We start from the raw sequence: 16407 nt of genomic DNA, 5'->3' as shown, positions 1-16407 counted from the left end.
CCCCCGTTAGGGTCCCGCACGGGTCGGCGGCAAGGGATCCGTACGAAACCCGCCAATCAATGACGCCAAGTCGACATACGACAGCGTCATTGTCGGCAAGAATGGGCCCGACCTCTGCGTACCCGCGCGGAGGCGTGCGACGCGTACGCCGAGGCGCACACGTCGCACAACACACACAGACAACAGAACTACCCACTAGGGGCGGTGACTTACATGTTCGTTGCGGCCGACAAGGGCGACATCACCACCATCATCGGCGGAATCGCCCCGGACTGGGGGCCTTTCGGCAGCCTGGGCAACGAGGCACGCGTGATGATCGAGGTCGTGATGGCGGTCGCCATCCTCCTCTGCCTCGGCATCGCGATCTGGGGTGCGGCCAAACAGCGCATCGGCGCCACCGCCCTCCGCGACACCTTCAGCGCCGAACAGGGCAAGGGCCTCATCATCGCCGGCCTCACCGGCGTCTTCATCATCGGCTCCCTGGGCACGCTCTTCACCATCGTGTACGGCATGGCCGTTTAGCGCGGCGACCGGCTCCCGTCCCGGTCGGCCCCGGTCCCGGCCGGGCCGCCGACTCCACCCGGTCCCCCTTCCACCCCACCCGTCCGTCGTGCCCACCGGCTGAGGTTGCGTTTCCCTGATGTCGAGTCTCCACACCGCGCCCGCGCGGGAACCAGCGCGGCTAACGTCGTACTGCTACGCCTTTCGGTACGACGTCGAAGTTGAAGGGGCGACCGCGGCATGAGTCTCGGCGACGAGCACGGGTACCGCGAGTCCTCGCGCTCCGGTGACGACGGGGCGTACGGGGGCTACGCCGGCACCGGCCAGACCAGAACCCGCCTCCCCGGCGGCGACGGCGACGCCCCCCGCCGCCCCCGCTCCTCCTCCAGAAGCCTCGTCACCGTCGTCGGCGTCGTCGTCCTCCTCATCGCCGCGATCGCCTTCGCGAACAGAGGCGGCGGCAACTCCGACACGGACGGCGGCTCCAGCGGGGACAAGGCGGACAGCGCACCTACGGCGGCTTCGGGGGAACGGCCGGTCACCACGAAGACCGGCGGCATCCCCTCCGGCTTCGCCCACGACCAGCAGGGCGCCGAATCGGCGGCGGCCAACTACTCCGTGGTACTGGTCTCGGCCGACATCCTCAAGCCCGCACGGAGAAGTGAGATCGTCCGACAGGTCTTCGCCGCCGACAAGTCGGCCGACCTGGAAGACCGTCTGAACCAGGTGTACAACGCGGACTTCCTCACCAAGGTCGGCCTGGACGAGGAAGGGAACGCACCGACCGGCAGCACCTACGTCTCACGCACCATGCCGGTCGGCACCGCCGCCACCAGCTACTCGGACAGCACCGCGACCCTCGAGGTGTGGTGCACAGGTGTGTTCGGCATGGCGTCCGAGAGCACGACCAACCCGGTCACCAGCGACTGGTTCACCATGACCCTCCAACTGCGCTGGGAGAACGACGACTGGAAGGTCGACAGCTTCGCGCAGAAGGAAGGCCCCGCGCCGGTCAACGGCGACAACAAGGTCTCGACGTCCGACGAGATCTCGAAGGCCGTCGAGGAGTACGGAGGGTTCACCTATGCCCGGTAGGCCACGCCGTGTACTCGAAGTCGCCGCCACCTTGACAGCCGTACAGACCGCGGTAGTCCTGCTGGCGACGCGTGCCGTCGCCGCACCCACGCCGTCCCCCTCCCCCTCGCCCAGCGGTGACTCCTGCTCACTGCTCTCCGGCGCGGCCCGGGAGTACTGCGAAAAGGACAACGGAGGTGGCGGCGGCGGTGGCGGCGGCACCACCCCCAACGACCTCACCACCACCCTCGACCCCCTCTCCTCCCTAGCCCAAGGCTGCGCAGACGCCGCCTCCTGGACCGTAGACAAGCTCTCGGAAGCCGTCGACGAAACCGCGAACGTCGACTTCACGAACATGACGTTCCTGAAGCACTACGCGGTGGTCTTCGCGGCCTCCGCGATCCTCACCCTCGTGCTCTGGCTGCTCGCGGTCACGAAGCGGGCAGTCCGAGGCGTGCCGTTCACGACGGCGATCTCGGAGGCGGTCGGCTTCCTCTGGCTGACCGTGCTCGCGTCCGCCTTCACCCCGCTCATCCTCTACACCATCGTCTCGGCCACGGACGGCGTCAGCGACATCATCGCCCAGACGACCGGCAACCAGACCGAAACGTTCTTCGGCACGTTCTCCGAAGCCCTGAAGAAGGGCAACGACATCGGCGGCGGCCCGATCATGCTGATCCTGGTCTCGCTGATCTCCATCGTCGCCGCGGGCGTCCTCTACCTGGAGCTCTACCTCAGGGCCGTCCTGCTCTACGTCGGCGCCCTCCTCGGCGTCGTCGTCTACGCCGGCCTCGTCGACAAGGACCTGTGGGGCCACGTCCGCCGCTGGGCGGGCATCATGATCGCGATCATCCTGGTCAAGCCGGTCATCGTCATCGTCCTCGGCCTCGCCGGCGCCCTGACCACGGAGGACGGACCCGACTCCCTCGCCGCCGTCGTCTCCGGCCTCGCCATCATCCTCCTCGCCATCTTCGCCTCGGCGATGATCTACCGCTTCGTCCCGGGCTTCGGCGACGAGATCGCCAACTCCCGCAACAACCGCATCATGCGCGGCGCCGAAGGCAAGGCCGCCGCCGTGATCAGCTCCCCGGCCAGCCTCGTCGCCCAGGGCATCAAGACCCACAGCTCCCGGGCCGACAACCACGGCGGCGGAGGCGGCAACAGCACCCCCCGCCCGGCCAACCCCGCATCCGGCGGCGTGGCCGCCCACAGCTCGCGCACCCCGAGCGGAGGCGGCGGAACTGTCCCCTCCGCCGCACCCCCGCCCCGCACGAGCCCGATCAACACCCCCCACGCCGGCAACAACCGCAACAACCGCACGGGAGGTGAAGGGCGTTGACGGCTGATTCCCACGCGGCCCATGTGTCCCACCCGGTCACGCCCCGCCGTACATATCTGATCGGCCGCGCCCGGCCGAACGCGATCATCGGCCGGAACCGCGAGTCCGGCGAGATCGCGCTCATCATCGCGGGCGCGTTCCTCGGCATGATGTGCGGCCTCCTCGTCCCGGTGCTCGTCCCGCGCATCGCCCTGCTCACCGGCTTCCCGATGCTGGCGCTGGCGGCCGTGTACGTGCCGTACAAGCGGCGGACGTTCTACAAGTGGTTCGAGATCAACCGCAGTTACAAGCGCAGCCTGCGCAAGGGCACGACATACCGCTCCGCCAACATGGAGGCCGGGACGAGCCTCGACGGCCGTGAGGTCGAGGTCGGCCCCCCGCCCGGCATCGGCCGCATCACCTGGCTCGCCGCCCCCTTCGGCCCCGACGAGATCGCCGTCCTCCTGCACGCCGACCGCCGGACCGTCACCGCCGCCATCGAGATCGAGGGCCCCGGCGTCGGCCTGCGCGACTCCGAGGACCAGGAAGCCCTCGTCGACCGCTTCGGCACCCTCCTCAAGCACGTGGCCAACGGCGACGGCTTCGTCACCCGCCTGCAGATGCTCGCCCGCACCCTCCCCGCCGACCCCGACGCCCACGCCAAGGACGTCGCCCAGCGCGGCGACGAACGCGCCCCCGGCTGGCTCCAGCAGTCGTACGACCAGCTGCAGTCCATGGTCTCCACCAGCAGCGAGCAGCACCGCGCCTACCTCGTCGCCTGTATGCACTACAACCGCGAACTGGCCGCCGAGGGCCACGCCATGGCCCGCGCCGCCCGCCCCCAGGGCCGCAAGCTCGACAAGGACGCCGGGCTCGCCGTCGTCATGGCCCGCGAGCTGACCGACATCTGCTCGCGCCTCCAGGAGGCCGACATCCGCGTACGGCAGCCGCTCGGCCAGGGCCGCCTCGCCTCCCTCATCCACTCCATGTACGACCCGGACCACCCCATCGACCACATCCAGGCCATGACCAAGCGCAACGCCTGGCCGGCCGAACTGGACGCGATGGAACCGGACTACCTCCAGGCCAAGACCCGCGAGTCCTCCACCCGCGCCCCCTGGTGCCACGCCACGGCCTGGGTGAAGGAGTGGCCGATGACCCCGGTCGGCGTCAACTTCCTGGCGCCCCTGCTCGTCCACACCCCGGACGTCATCCGCACCGTCGCCGTCACGATGGACCTCGAACCCACCGAGGTCGCCATCGAACGCATGCTCACCGAGAAGACCAACGACGAGGCCGAGGCGTCCCGCGCCGCCAAGATGAACCGCACCGTCGACCCCCGCGACGTGGCCTCCCACTCCCGCCTGGACCAACGCGGAGAGGACCTCGCCAGCGGCGCGGCCGGCGTCAACCTGGTCGGCTGGATCACCGTCTCCTCCCGCTCCCCGGAGGCCCTGGCCCGCGACAAGCGGACCATAAGGGCCTCGGCCGGCAAGTCGTATCTGAAGCTGGAGTGGTGCGACCGCGAACACCACCGGGCCTTCGTCAACACGCTCCCGTTCGCCACCGGAATCCGAAGGTAGGGCTGCAGCGATGCGGGATCACCCGAGGGCCCCTGGAGCCCGACCGCACCCGGAGATGAGGCACTGATGCGGGACCCGATGTCCGCCCTCACGGACGCCTTCACCTCCTTCCTCTTCGGCAAGGTCGAGACGACCCGCCTCCCCGTCCGCACCTCCACGGGCCAGGCCCAGGCCGTCTACCTGCCGACCGCCGCCCCCGGCCTCGGCGACTCCGGCGTGATCATCGGCCGCGAGGTCTACTCCGGCAAGGGCTACATCTACGACCCCTTCCAGCTCTACGGCCAGCAGCTCCCCGCCCCGCACTGGCTCGTCCTCGGCGAGTCCGGCAACGGCAAGTCGGCCCTGGAGAAGACGTACGTCCTGCGCCAGCTCCGCTTCCGCGACCGCCAGGTCGTCGTCCTCGACGCCCAGGGCGAGGACGGCGTCGGCGAATGGAACCTCATCGCGCAGGAGCTGGGCATAACCCCCATCCGCCTGGACCCGACGGCCGCCCTCGACATGGGCATCCGCCTCAACCCCCTCGACCCCTCGATCACCACGACGGGCCAGCTCGCGCTGCTCCGCACGATCATCGAGGTCGCGATGGGCCACGGCCTGGACGAACGCTCCGGCTTCGCCCTCAAGGTCGCCCACGCCTACGTCAACGAGACCATCGTCGAACGCCAGCCGGTCCTCACCGACATCGTCGAGCAACTCCGCCACCCCGAACCGGAGTCCGCGGAGGCGATGAACGTCGCCATAGACGACGTACGGGCCTGGGGCCTGGACGTGGCGCTGGTCCTCGACCGCCTGGTCGACGGCGACCTCCGAGGCATGTTCGACGGCCCCACGACCGTCGGCATCGACCTCGACGCCCCCCTCATCGTCTTCGACCTCTCCCACATCGACCGCAACTCCATCGCCATGCCCATCCTCATGGCGATCGTCGGCGTCTGGCTGGAGCACACCTGGATCCGCCCCGACCGGAAGAAGCGCATCTTCCTGGTCGAGGAGGCCTGGCACATCATCAACAGCCCCTTCGTCGCCCAGCTGTTCCAGCGCCTGCTCAAGTTCGGCCGCCGCCTCGGCCTGTCCTTCGTCGCCGTCGTCCACCACCTCTCGGACGTCGTCGACGGCGCGGCGGCAAAGGAGGCCTCCGCGATCCTCAAGATGGCCTCGACCCGCACGATCTACGCCCAGAAGGCGGACGAGGCGAGGGCCACCGGCCGCGTCCTGGGCCTGCCCCGCTGGGCGGTGGAGATCATCCCCACCCTCACCCCCGGCATCGCCGTCTGGGACGTCAACGGCAACGTCCAGGTGGTCAAACACCTGATCACCGAGACCGAACGCCCCCTGGTCTTCACCGACCGCGCGATGACCGAGTCGTCCGACGACCACCTCCTCGACAGCGACGACGCCCTGCACGCCGCCGAGTTGGAGGCCGAGGAACGGGCGGCCGCCTTCGTCGAACACCGCCTCAGCGAGGTCGACGGATACGGCTCCTCCGAATCGACAGTGGCCTGACCGGCACCCCCAGGCGACCGCAAACGACAAGGAACCCCGTGAACGGCGGCGTGCGATGAGACCCGACGACCGGCACCCCCCGCAGGGCGGCGGCGGCATCCCCGACGGGCTGCTGATCGCCCTCCTCGGCTTCCTGGTCTGCCTGACGCTGCTGGTCTGGTCGGCCACCGGCCTGGCCGGCCTCTTCGCCCACGGCGCCTGGCCCGACGCCGTCACCTTCACCCGCACCCCCCTGGCCGTACGCAGCCTGGTCGCCGCCCCCCAGGACCTCCCCGCCGCCTGGCCGGACACCCCTGCCGCCCAGCTCTCCGGCTACGGCCTCTTCTGGGGCCTCTTCATCAGCCAGCTCATGGTCCTCCTCGTCATGGCCGTCTTCACCATGGGCACCCTGGCCCGCTGGAGAGCCGTACGGGCCCGGGAGAAGTCGGCCCGGACCCAGGGCACGCACCCCACCGAGACAACACCGGCGCACCCGAACGCGCACCCGAACACACGGCACCACACCGAAGTCCCGGCCCAGGCCACCACCCCCACGGAACACCCGCCGCCCGCACAGCAGTACGCCGCCACCCCCGCCCAGCACCCGAGCCCGTCCGCCGCCCCCACCGAGCAGACCGCCGCGACACAGCCGTACGCCGACGCCTACGCCCCCACCACGGCCCCCTCACCCAGCTCCCCGGCCCCCAGCAGCGCTGGCGCCCCGCCCGTCCCCGAGCCCCGCCCCGGCACCCCCGTCGCCCCGCAGCCCTCGGCGCCCGGCGCCGGTCACCCGGCGGGCCGGGCGAGCACGCCCCCCACGGTCGTCCTCGGCCCCGCCGAGTCCCGCCGCCCGGCCGCCGCCCAGGCCGTACGGGACGCCGAGGGCCCCGCCCTGGTGGTCACCTCCGACCCCACCCTCTGGTCGGACACGAAGGACGCCCGGGCGAAGCTGGGCCCGGTCCTCCTCTACGACCCCGCGCACCGCTGCGACACCCCGGCCCGCCTCCACTGGTCCCCCGTCGCCGGCTGCGAGGACAAGCCCACGGCCCTGGCCAGGGCCGCCGCCCTCCTCGCCCCCATCCGCCCCACGGCCAAGATCGACCAGGCCATGGCGGACACCGCGGAGACCCTCCTGCGCAGCTACCTCCACGCCGCCGCCATAGACAGCCGCACCATCCGCCACCTGCACCGCTGGGCCCAGGGCAGCAGCGTCCAGGAAGCGGTCCGCATCCTCCGTACGAACCCGAAGGCGTCCCCCGGCGCCGCGGGCGAACTGGAGTCGGCGCTCACCTCGCACCCCGAACGCCGGGACATCGCCCAGCAGTTGACGGCACGTGCCCTGTCCGCCCTCTCCACGGTCAACGTCCGCGAATCCTGCACCCCGAACCGAGCCGACTCCCTCGCCCTGGATTCCTTCGTGCACGAAGGGGGAACGCTCTATGTGGTCGGCGACCCCATCGAGGACCCCAAGGCGAACCCCTCCGCCATGCCTCTCCTGACGGCCCTGGCCTCAAGCGTGGTCGAGCGCGGCCGGCGCATGGCCGAACGGTCATCCTCCGGCCGCCTCGACCCACCACTCACCCTGGTCCTGGACGACGTGGCGGCCGTGGCCCCCCTCCCCCAGCTCCCCGCCCTCCTGGCCTCGGGCCCCGACCAGGGCCTCCCCACCCTGGCCCTCCTGCGCTCCCGCGAACAGGCCCGCTCCCGCTGGCCGAACGCCGAACTCCCCCTGCCCTGACCGGAATCAGGAAGCGCCCTCCTCCGGCACCGCGTACCCGGCGACCGACGGCCACCGCACCGTCAACACCACCGACTCCTCCTCGGCCACCCAGGAGTGATCCACCCCGCGCCCCCACACGACATAGTCGCCCTGGCGCTCCAACACGACGCTGCGCCCCGGGAAGTCGACCCGGAAACGACCACTGATCAGCACCTGCAGGGCGGTACGCTCCTCGCCCCGCACCCACTGCGCCCGGGTGTCACCCCGCGGATGCACCCCCCACTTGATCTCCACGGCCTCGCTCCGCCGCGGATCACCCTCCGCCTTGAAGTGCCCGAGGAGCCAACCCCGGTCCAGCGCCGCGTCCTTGCCCGCATTGCCCACATACACGCTGTCGTCCATGCCGCCGAACGCTAACACCGGCCCCGGGCACCCCCGCACTACGCGGCCCTCAGCACATACTCCAACTCCCGCCCCTCGTCCCCCTCGACGGTCACCCCGCTCCCCACGAACCCGGCCCGGCGGTAGAAGGCCGCGGCCCGACCGTTCCCCTCGTTCACGAACAACCGCACCCGCTCGACCCCGGCCACACCCCGGGCCCACTCCACCGCGACCGCGAACATCGCCTCGCCCACACCCTTCCCCCGGTGCCCCTCCCTCAGGAACACCGCCACCAGATGCCCCTGCCGCCGCTCGACGATCCCCCCGAAGAAGTCCTGCGTCCCGGCCTCCTCCACCAGCACGGTCACGGTCCCGACCCACTCACCGCCCGCACTCTCCGCCACGAACTGCCGCCGCTCCAGAACCCCCTCGGCGGAACCCTCCGTCCGCTCCTTCCAGAACGCGTCCGGCCGCGCCACGGCCTTCTCGTACGTCTCCAGGAACGCGAGACGAGCAACCGGGTCCCGCAGCGCGGCCAGCCTCAACTCCCTTGCCTCACGCCACTCACCGGCACGGACGGACCGGATGCCGTACCCCTCGGGAACAGCCGGCACAGCGGGAATCCCACCACTCTCAGACAGCCTCATCCCGCTCACGCTAGTACTGGGGTACTACACCTTCACCTGATTTCCGGCTCCGGTCGGACGCCCCCGCCTCGTCCGCGTACGAGGATGCCTCCGTGACTAGCGACGGCACCGAGACCGAGTGGCAGCCCACCGGCCCCCAGCCCCTCACCCGCCACGTCCAGCGCCTCACCCAGCGAGCCCGCGACCTCGACCGCCGCCGCCCTCTCCTCTGGGACCTGCTCGTCACCGGCTTCTTCGTCACGGCCGCACTCATCGACCAGACGAGCGACGGCTGGCGGAACAACGCCGAGAACCCCACACAACCCGGCTGGCTGATCACCGCCCTCGCCCTGGGCCTCACCGTCCCGCTCCTCAAGCGCCGCACACACCCCTTCGCGGTCCTTCTGACGACGTTCCCGTTCGCCCTCGTCAACACCTGGAGCGGAGCGTCCCTCCAGGCCGGCGAGGTCTGTCTGCTGACCCTGTTCCACATAGCCCTGCGCACCCGCCACAGCATCCTGCTCGGGTCGTACGCCCTGGCCCTCCTGCCCTATGTGCTCGGCGGGCTCCGCTACCCCGCCGAACAGGGCCTCGACCAGAACATCGTCCCCGCCGCGACGGCCCTGGCCCTCGCCTCGGTCGCCGGCATCGCCGTCCGGACCCGCAAGGAGTACCTCGCGTCCCTCGTCGAGCGCGCCCACCAGCTCGAAGTCGAGCGCGACCAGCAGCTCCGCCTCGCCGCCGCCGCCGAACGCGCCCGCATAGCCCGCGAGATGCACGACATCATCGGCCACAACCTCTCCGTCATCACCGGCCTCGCCGACGGCGGCCGATACGCGGCCCCGAAGAACCCCGCCCGCGCCACCGAGGCCCTCACCGCCATCTCCACCACCAGCCGCCAGGCCCTCGCCGAACTACGCCGCCTCCTGGACGTCCTGCGCGACGACCCCGAAGACCCCGCACACCCCACCCGGCCGGCCGATCTCACTCCCCAGCCCACCCTCACCGACCTCGACCGGCTCATCAGCGGCGTACGCTCCGCCGGCCTGCCCGTCCACACCACGGTCCGGGGCACCCCGGCCCTTCCCCCCGGCCGCCAGCTCACCGTCTACCGCGTCATCCAGGAGGCCCTCACCAACACCCTCAAACACGCGGGACCGGCCGCCACGTCCCACCTCGACATCTCCTACGAGGCTCCGGGCGCCGTCTCCCTCACCCTCACCGACACCGCCCGCACACCCCCCGCCCCGCCCTCGCCCACGAACAGCGGCCGCGGCCTGCCCGGCATGCGCGAACGAACAGCCCTGTACGGCGGCACACTTGAGGCCGGCCCACTCCCCCACCCGCAGCGCGGCTGGCGAGTCCACCTTCACCTTCCGGAGGAAACCCCGCAGTGACCACCGTCCTCATAGCCGACGACCAGCCCCTCCAGCGCCTGGGCTTCCGCATGCTCCTGGAGAGCCAGGACGACATGACGGTCCTCGGCGAGGCCCCCGGCGGCAGCGAGGCGGTCCGGCTGACGGCCGAGCTCCACCCCGACGTGGTCCTCATGGACGTCCGCATGCCCGGCCTCGACGGAATCGAGGCCACCCGCCGCATCGTCTCCGCGGGCGACCGCACCCGCGTCCTCATCCTCACCACGTTCGACCTCGACGAGTACGCCTACGCGGGCCTCCGCGCCGGCGCCTCCGGCTTCCTGGTCAAGGACGCCCTCCCCGAGGAACTCCTCTCCGGCGTACGAGCCGTCGCCTCCGGGGACGCGGTCGTGGCCCCCAGCCTGACCCGGCGCCTCCTCGACACCTACGCCCACCATCTGCCGGAATCCGAGAAGCCGACCGACCTCACCCTCCCGGACCCACGCCTCTCCCCCCTCACGGACCGCGAGCGGGAGATCCTCACCGTCATCGGCAGGGGCTGGACGAACACCGAGATAGCAGCCCGTCTCCATCTCGCGGAATCCACGGTGAAAACCCACGTGGGCCGTGTCCTGGCGAAGACCGGCTCCCGGGACCGTATCCAGGCGGTGATCCTGGCGTACGACACAAAACTGGTGGAGCCGTCCTGAACGCAGAAAACCCCCGCCGGATTCCCGGCGGGGGTTTTCTCAATATTTGTTCGGCGGCGTCCTACTCTCCCACAGGGTCCCCCCTGCAGTACCATCGGCGCTGTAAGGCTTAGCTTCCGGGTTCGGAATGTAACCGGGCGTTTCCCTCACGCTATGACCACCGAAACACTATGAAACACTCAACCGCACCACCACCCGTGACCAGGGCAATGGGGTTGTTCGTGGTTTCAGAACCAACACAGTGGACGCGAGCAACTGAGGACAAGCCCTCGGCCTATTAGTACCAGTCACCTCCACCCGTTACCGGGCTTCCAGATCTGGCCTATCAACCCAGTCGTCTACTGGGAGCCTTACCCCATCAAGTGGGTGGGAATACTCATCTCGAAGCAGGCTTCCCGCTTAGATGCTTTCAGCGGTTATCCCTCCCGAACGTAGCCAACCAGCCATGCCCTTGGCAGAACAACTGGCACACCAGAGGTTCGTCCGTCCCGGTCCTCTCGTACTAGGGACAGCCCTTCTCAATATTCCTGCGCGCGCAGCGGATAGGGACCGAACTGTCTCACGACGTTCTAAACCCAGCTCGCGTACCGCTTTAATGGGCGAACAGCCCAACCCTTGGGACCGACTCCAGCCCCAGGATGCGACGAGCCGACATCGAGGTGCCAAACCATCCCGTCGATATGGACTCTTGGGGAAGATCAGCCTGTTATCCCCGGGGTACCTTTTATCCGTTGAGCGACGGCGCTTCCACAAGCCACCGCCGGATCACTAGTCCCGACTTTCGTCCCTGCTCGACCCGTCGGTCTCACAGTCAAGCTCCCTTGTGCACTTACACTCACCACCTGATTGCCAACCAGGCTGAGGGAACCTTTGGGCGCCTCCGTTACCCTTTGGGAGGCAACCGCCCCAGTTAAACTACCCATCAGACACTGTCCCCGATCCGGATCACGGACCCGGGTTAGACATCCAGCACGACCAGACTGGTATTTCAACGACGACTCCACCCGAACTGGCGTCCGAGCTTCACAGTCTCCCAGCTATCCTACACAAGCCGAACCGAACACCAATATCAAACTGTAGTAAAGGTCCCGGGGTCTTTCCGTCCTGCTGCGCGAAACGAGCATCTTTACTCGTAGTGCAATTTCACCGGGCCTATGGTTGAGACAGTCGAGAAGTCGTTACGCCATTCGTGCAGGTCGGAACTTACCCGACAAGGAATTTCGCTACCTTAGGATGGTTATAGTTACCACCGCCGTTTACTGGCGCTTAAGTTCTCAGCTTCGCCACACCGAAATGTGACTAACCGGTCCCCTTAACGTTCCAGCACCGGGCAGGCGTCAGTCCGTATACATCGCCTTACGGCTTCGCACGGACCTGTGTTTTTAGTAAACAGTCGCTTCTCGCTGGTCTCTGCGGCCACCCCCAGCTCACCGAGTAAATCGGATCACCGAGCGTGGCCCCCCTTCTCCCGAAGTTACGGGGGCATTTTGCCGAGTTCCTTAACCATAGTTCACCCGAACGCCTCGGTATTCTCTACCTGACCACCTGAGTCGGTTTAGGGTACGGGCCGCCATGAAACTCGCTAGAGGCTTTTCTCGACAGCATAGGATCATCCACTTCACCACAATCGGCTCGGCATCAGGTCTCAGCCACAAGTACGACGGATTTACCTGTCGCACGGCCTACACCCTTACCCCGGGACAACCACCGCCCGGGATGGACTACCTTCCTGCGTCACCCCATCACTCACCTACTGCAAGTCTGGTCCGTCGGCTCCACCACTCCCCTTTGCCCGAAGGCTCCGGGGCGGCTTCACGGACTTAGCATCGCCTGGTTCAGTGTTTGACGCTTCACAGCGGGTACCGGAATATCAACCGGTTATCCATCGACTACGCCTGTCGGCCTCGCCTTAGGTCCCGACTTACCCTGGGCAGATCAGCTTGACCCAGGAACCCTTGGTCAATCGGCGCAAACGTTTCTCACGTTTGTATCGCTACTCATGCCTGCATTCTCACTCGTGAACCGTCCACCACTGCCTTCCGGCGCGGCTTCACCCGGCACACGACGCTCCCCTACCCATCACGATCCCCGTTGGGGGTACATATCGCAATGACACGACTTCGGCGGTACGCTTGAGCCCCGCTACATTGTCGGCGCGGAATCACTAGACCAGTGAGCTATTACGCACTCTTTCAAGGGTGGCTGCTTCTAAGCCAACCTCCTGGTTGTCTCTGCGACTCCACATCCTTTCCCACTTAGCGTACGCTTAGGGGCCTTAGTCGATGCTCTGGGCTGTTTCCCTCTCGACCATGGAGCTTATCCCCCACAGTCTCACTGCCGCGCTCTCACTTACCGGCATTCGGAGTTTGGCTAAGGTCAGTAACCCGGTAGGGCCCATCGCCTATCCAGTGCTCTACCTCCGGCAAGAAACACACGACGCTGCACCTAAATGCATTTCGGGGAGAACCAGCTATCACGGAGTTTGATTGGCCTTTCACCCCTAACCACAGGTCATCCCCCAGGTTTTCAACCCTGGTGGGTTCGGTCCTCCACGAAGTCTTACCTCCGCTTCAACCTGCCCATGGCTAGATCACTCCGCTTCGGGTCTTGAGCGTGCTACTAAAATCGCCCTGTTCGGACTCGCTTTCGCTACGGCTACCCCACCCGGGTTAACCTCGCAACACACCGCAAACTCGCAGGCTCATTCTTCAAAAGGCACGCAGTCACGACGCACCGAGTAAACTCGATGCGCGACGCTCCCACGGCTTGTAGGCACACGGTTTCAGGTACTATTTCACTCCGCTCCCGCGGTACTTTTCACCATTCCCTCACGGTACTATCCGCTATCGGTCACCAGGGAATATTTAGGCTTAGCGGGTGGTCCCGCCAGATTCACACGGGATTTCTCGGGCCCCGTGCTACTTGGGTGTCTCTCAAACGAGCCGCTGACGTTTCGGCTACGGGGGTCTTACCCTCTACGCCGGACCTTTCGCATGTCCTTCGCCTACATCAACGGTTTCTGACTCGTCTCACAGCCGGCAGACTGTGAAAGAGAGATCCCACAACCCCGTATACGCAACCCCTGCCGGGTCTCACACGCATACGGTTTGGCCTCATCCGGTTTCGCTCGCCACTACTCCCGGAATCACGGTTGTTTTCTCTTCCTGCGGGTACTGAGATGTTTCACTTCCCCGCGTTCCCTCCACATACCCTATGTGTTCAGGTATGGGTGACAGCCCATGACGACTGCCGGGTTTCCCCATTCGGAAACCCCCGGATCAAAGCCTGGTTGACGACTCCCCGGGGACTATCGTGGCCTCCCACGTCCTTCATCGGTTCCTGGTGCCAAGGCATCCACCGTGCGCCCTTAAAAACTTGGCCACAGATGCTCGCGTCCACTGTGCAGTTCTCAAACAACGACCAACCACCCGTCACCCCACTGGAGATCCAGTGAGTACACCGGGGCCGGCACTGAAGGAAGTTCATTCCCTCAGACACCCAACAGCGTGCCCGGCCGCTCCCCGTCCGGAGATCATGTTTTCCACACTCTGACGAGCAGTACTCACAGCCTCCGGCCCGGTGAACCGGCCGAATAATCAACGTTCCACCCATGAGCTGACCACCGCAGAACGTTTGTCTGCGTAGTGGCTCTGGCTGCCTTGCGGCAGCTAGATGCTCCTTAGAAAGGAGGTGATCCAGCCGCACCTTCCGGTACGGCTACCTTGTTACGACTTCGTCCCAATCGCCAGTCCCACCTTCGACAGCTCCCTCCCACAAGGGGTTGGGCCACCGGCTTCGGGTGTTACCGACTTTCGTGACGTGACGGGCGGTGTGTACAAGGCCCGGGAACGTATTCACCGCAGCAATGCTGATCTGCGATTACTAGCAACTCCGACTTCATGGGGTCGAGTTGCAGACCCCAATCCGAACTGAGACAGGCTTTTTGAGATTCGCTCCGCCTCACGGCTTCGCAGCTCATTGTACCTGCCATTGTAGCACGTGTGCAGCCCAAGACATAAGGGGCATGATGACTTGACGTCGTCCCCACCTTCCTCCGAGTTGACCCCGGCAGTCTCCTGTGAGTCCCCATCACCCCGAAGGGCATGCTGGCAACACAGAACAAGGGTTGCGCTCGTTGCGGGACTTAACCCAACATCTCACGACACGAGCTGACGACAGCCATGCACCACCTGTACACCGACCACAAGGGGGCGACCATCTCTGGCCGTTTCCGGTGTATGTCAAGCCTTGGTAAGGTTCTTCGCGTTGCGTCGAATTAAGCCACATGCTCCGCTGCTTGTGCGGGCCCCCGTCAATTCCTTTGAGTTTTAGCCTTGCGGCCGTACTCCCCAGGCGGGGAACTTAATGCGTTAGCTGCGGCACCGACGACGTGGAATGTCGCCAACACCTAGTTCCCACCGTTTACGGCGTGGACTACCAGGGTATCTAATCCTGTTCGCTCCCCACGCTTTCGCTCCTCAGCGTCAGTAATGGCCCAGAGATCCGCCTTCGCCACCGGTGTTCCTCCTGATATCTGCGCATTTCACCGCTACACCAGGAATTCCGATCTCCCCTACCACACTCTAGTCTGCCCGTATCGAATGCAGACCCGGGGTTAAGCCCCGGGCTTTCACATCCGACGCGACAGACCGCCTACGAGCTCTTTACGCCCAATAATTCCGGACAACGCTCGCGCCCTACGTATTACCGCGGCTGCTGGCACGTAGTTAGCCGGCGCTTCTTCTGCAGGTACCGTCACTTTCGCTTCTTCCCTGCTGAAAGAGGTTTACAACCCGAAGGCCGTCATCCCTCACGCGGCGTCGCTGCATCAGGCTTTCGCCCATTGTGCAATATTCCCCACTGCTGCCTCCCGTAGGAGTCTGGGCCGTGTCTCAGTCCCAGTGTGGCCGGTCGCCCTCTCAGGCCGGCTACCCGTCGTCGCCTTGGTGAGCCGTTACCTCACCAACAAGCTGATAGGCCGCGGGCTCATCCTTCACCGCCGGAGCTTTCCACACTCATCGGATGCCCGAGAGTGTTGTATCCGGTATTAGACCCCGTTTCCAGGGCTTGTCCCAGAGTGAAGGGCAGATTGCCCACGTGTTACTCACCCGTTCGCCACTAATCCCCACCGAAGTGGTTCATCGTTCGACTTGCATGTGTTAAGCACGCCGCCAGCGTTCGTCCTGAGCCAGGATCAAACTCTCCGTGAATGTTTACTCGGCCGGAAAACTAATTCAGCCGGTGCACACACACGAGAGCGGAACCACCGGAGGAATAGTCCGATGGTTCACAGCGTCCTCGCTGTGTTTTGTTTCAAAGGAACCTCGTCCCAGCAGATGCTGGAGACGGGGTATCAACATATCTGGCGTTGATTTTTGGCACGCTGTTGAGTTCTCAAGGAACGGACGCTTCCTTTGTACTCACCCGAGCTTCTCGCTCAGGCTTTCCTCCGGGCAGTTTCCCTTCGGTCTTGCTGTCTTGCGTTTCCGACTCTATCAGACCGTTTCCGGTTCCGATTTCCTCGGTGCTTTCCAGGTTTCCGCTTCCGCGTTTCCCTTTCCGGCGAGTCCGACTCTATCAGATCCTTTCGGGCCTGATTCCCAGTCAGCGGGAGTTGCCTTCCCGGCTGTTGGGCCGTTCCGACGTTCCAAACCTTA

The 16407-nt window shown here is 66.3% G+C and carries 10 protein-coding genes and 3 rRNA genes; 8 read left to right on the top strand and 5 right to left on the bottom strand.

Going from position 1 to position 16407, the window contains the following annotated elements:
• Positions 1-213: 213 nt before the first annotated feature.
• The 6 genes from J8M51_RS40500 to J8M51_RS40475 all read left to right on the top strand — a co-directional run bounded on the left by J8M51_RS40500 (position 214) and on the right by J8M51_RS40475 (position 7696).
• Complete coding sequence (locus J8M51_RS40500; protein ID WP_013002563.1) at positions 214-522, top strand: hypothetical protein; 309 nt, start codon at positions 214-216, stop codon at positions 520-522.
• Positions 523-741: 219 nt separating this feature from the next.
• Positions 742-1596, top strand: a complete 855-nt coding sequence (locus tag J8M51_RS40495; protein WP_267299948.1) for a hypothetical protein — start codon at positions 742-744, stop codon at positions 1594-1596.
• Positions 1586-2914, top strand: a complete 1329-nt coding sequence (locus J8M51_RS40490) for an energy-coupling factor transporter transmembrane protein EcfT (RefSeq protein WP_267299947.1) — start codon at positions 1586-1588, stop codon at positions 2912-2914. Before J8M51_RS40495 ends, J8M51_RS40490 begins: the two co-directional genes overlap by 11 nt.
• 23 nt (positions 2915-2937) lie before the next feature.
• Positions 2938-4476 (top strand): SCO6880 family protein, encoded by a 1539-nt coding sequence (locus tag J8M51_RS40485; RefSeq protein ID WP_086763885.1) that lies wholly within the window; start codon positions 2938-2940, stop codon positions 4474-4476.
• A 66-nt stretch (positions 4477-4542) separates the two neighbouring features.
• Positions 4543-5979: an ATP-binding protein gene (locus J8M51_RS40480; RefSeq protein ID WP_086763887.1), complete on the top strand. Its 1437-nt coding sequence runs from the start codon at positions 4543-4545 to the stop codon at positions 5977-5979.
• Positions 5980-6034: 55 nt separating this feature from the next.
• The gene (locus J8M51_RS40475) at positions 6035-7696 is read left to right on the top strand and encodes a type VI secretion protein (protein WP_267299946.1); all 1662 of its coding nucleotides are present in this window, start codon (positions 6035-6037) and stop codon (positions 7694-7696) included.
• A 6-nt stretch (positions 7697-7702) separates the two neighbouring features.
• Here J8M51_RS40475 and J8M51_RS40470 read toward each other — a convergent pair whose 3' ends face one another.
• Both J8M51_RS40470 and J8M51_RS40465 read right to left on the bottom strand, forming a co-directional pair.
• Entirely contained in the window at positions 7703-8080 is a 378-nt protein-coding gene (locus J8M51_RS40470; protein WP_086765197.1) for a cupin domain-containing protein, read from the bottom strand.
• A gap of 38 nt (positions 8081-8118) precedes the next feature.
• Positions 8119-8706, bottom strand: a complete 588-nt coding sequence (locus J8M51_RS40465) for a GNAT family N-acetyltransferase (protein ID WP_267299945.1) — start codon at positions 8704-8706, stop codon at positions 8119-8121.
• Between the two features lie 92 nt (positions 8707-8798).
• Between J8M51_RS40465 and J8M51_RS40460 the strand changes: the two genes are divergently transcribed.
• Positions 8799-10082 carry a sensor histidine kinase gene (locus J8M51_RS40460; protein ID WP_267299944.1) on the top strand — a complete coding sequence of 428 codons (1284 nt, stop codon included), beginning with the start codon at positions 8799-8801 and terminating at the stop codon, positions 10080-10082.
• On the top strand, positions 10079-10750 hold the full coding sequence (locus J8M51_RS40455) for a response regulator (protein WP_267299943.1): 672 nt from the start codon (positions 10079-10081) through the stop codon (positions 10748-10750). Before J8M51_RS40460 ends, J8M51_RS40455 begins: the two co-directional genes overlap by 4 nt.
• Positions 10751-10798: 48 nt before the next feature.
• Here J8M51_RS40455 and rrf read toward each other — a convergent pair.
• The 3 genes from rrf to J8M51_RS40440 all read right to left on the bottom strand — a co-directional run bounded on the left by rrf (position 10799) and on the right by J8M51_RS40440 (position 15960).
• A 5S ribosomal RNA gene (gene rrf, locus J8M51_RS40450) occupies positions 10799-10915 on the bottom strand.
• A gap of 92 nt (positions 10916-11007) precedes the next feature.
• Positions 11008-14131 (bottom strand): 23S ribosomal RNA (locus tag J8M51_RS40445).
• A 302-nt stretch (positions 14132-14433) separates the two neighbouring features.
• Positions 14434-15960: ribosomal RNA gene (locus tag J8M51_RS40440) — 16S ribosomal RNA — on the bottom strand.
• The 16S, 23S and 5S rRNA genes sit together here, the layout of an rRNA operon.
• Positions 15961-16407: the final 447 nt, after the last annotated feature.

The organism is Streptomyces griseiscabiei, assembly GCF_020010925.1.
Taxonomy (GTDB): Bacteria; Actinomycetota; Actinomycetes; order Streptomycetales; family Streptomycetaceae; genus Streptomyces; species Streptomyces griseiscabiei.
The sequence above is the reverse complement of the archived record's forward strand: the minus strand, read 5'-3'. Positions and strand labels throughout refer to the sequence as shown.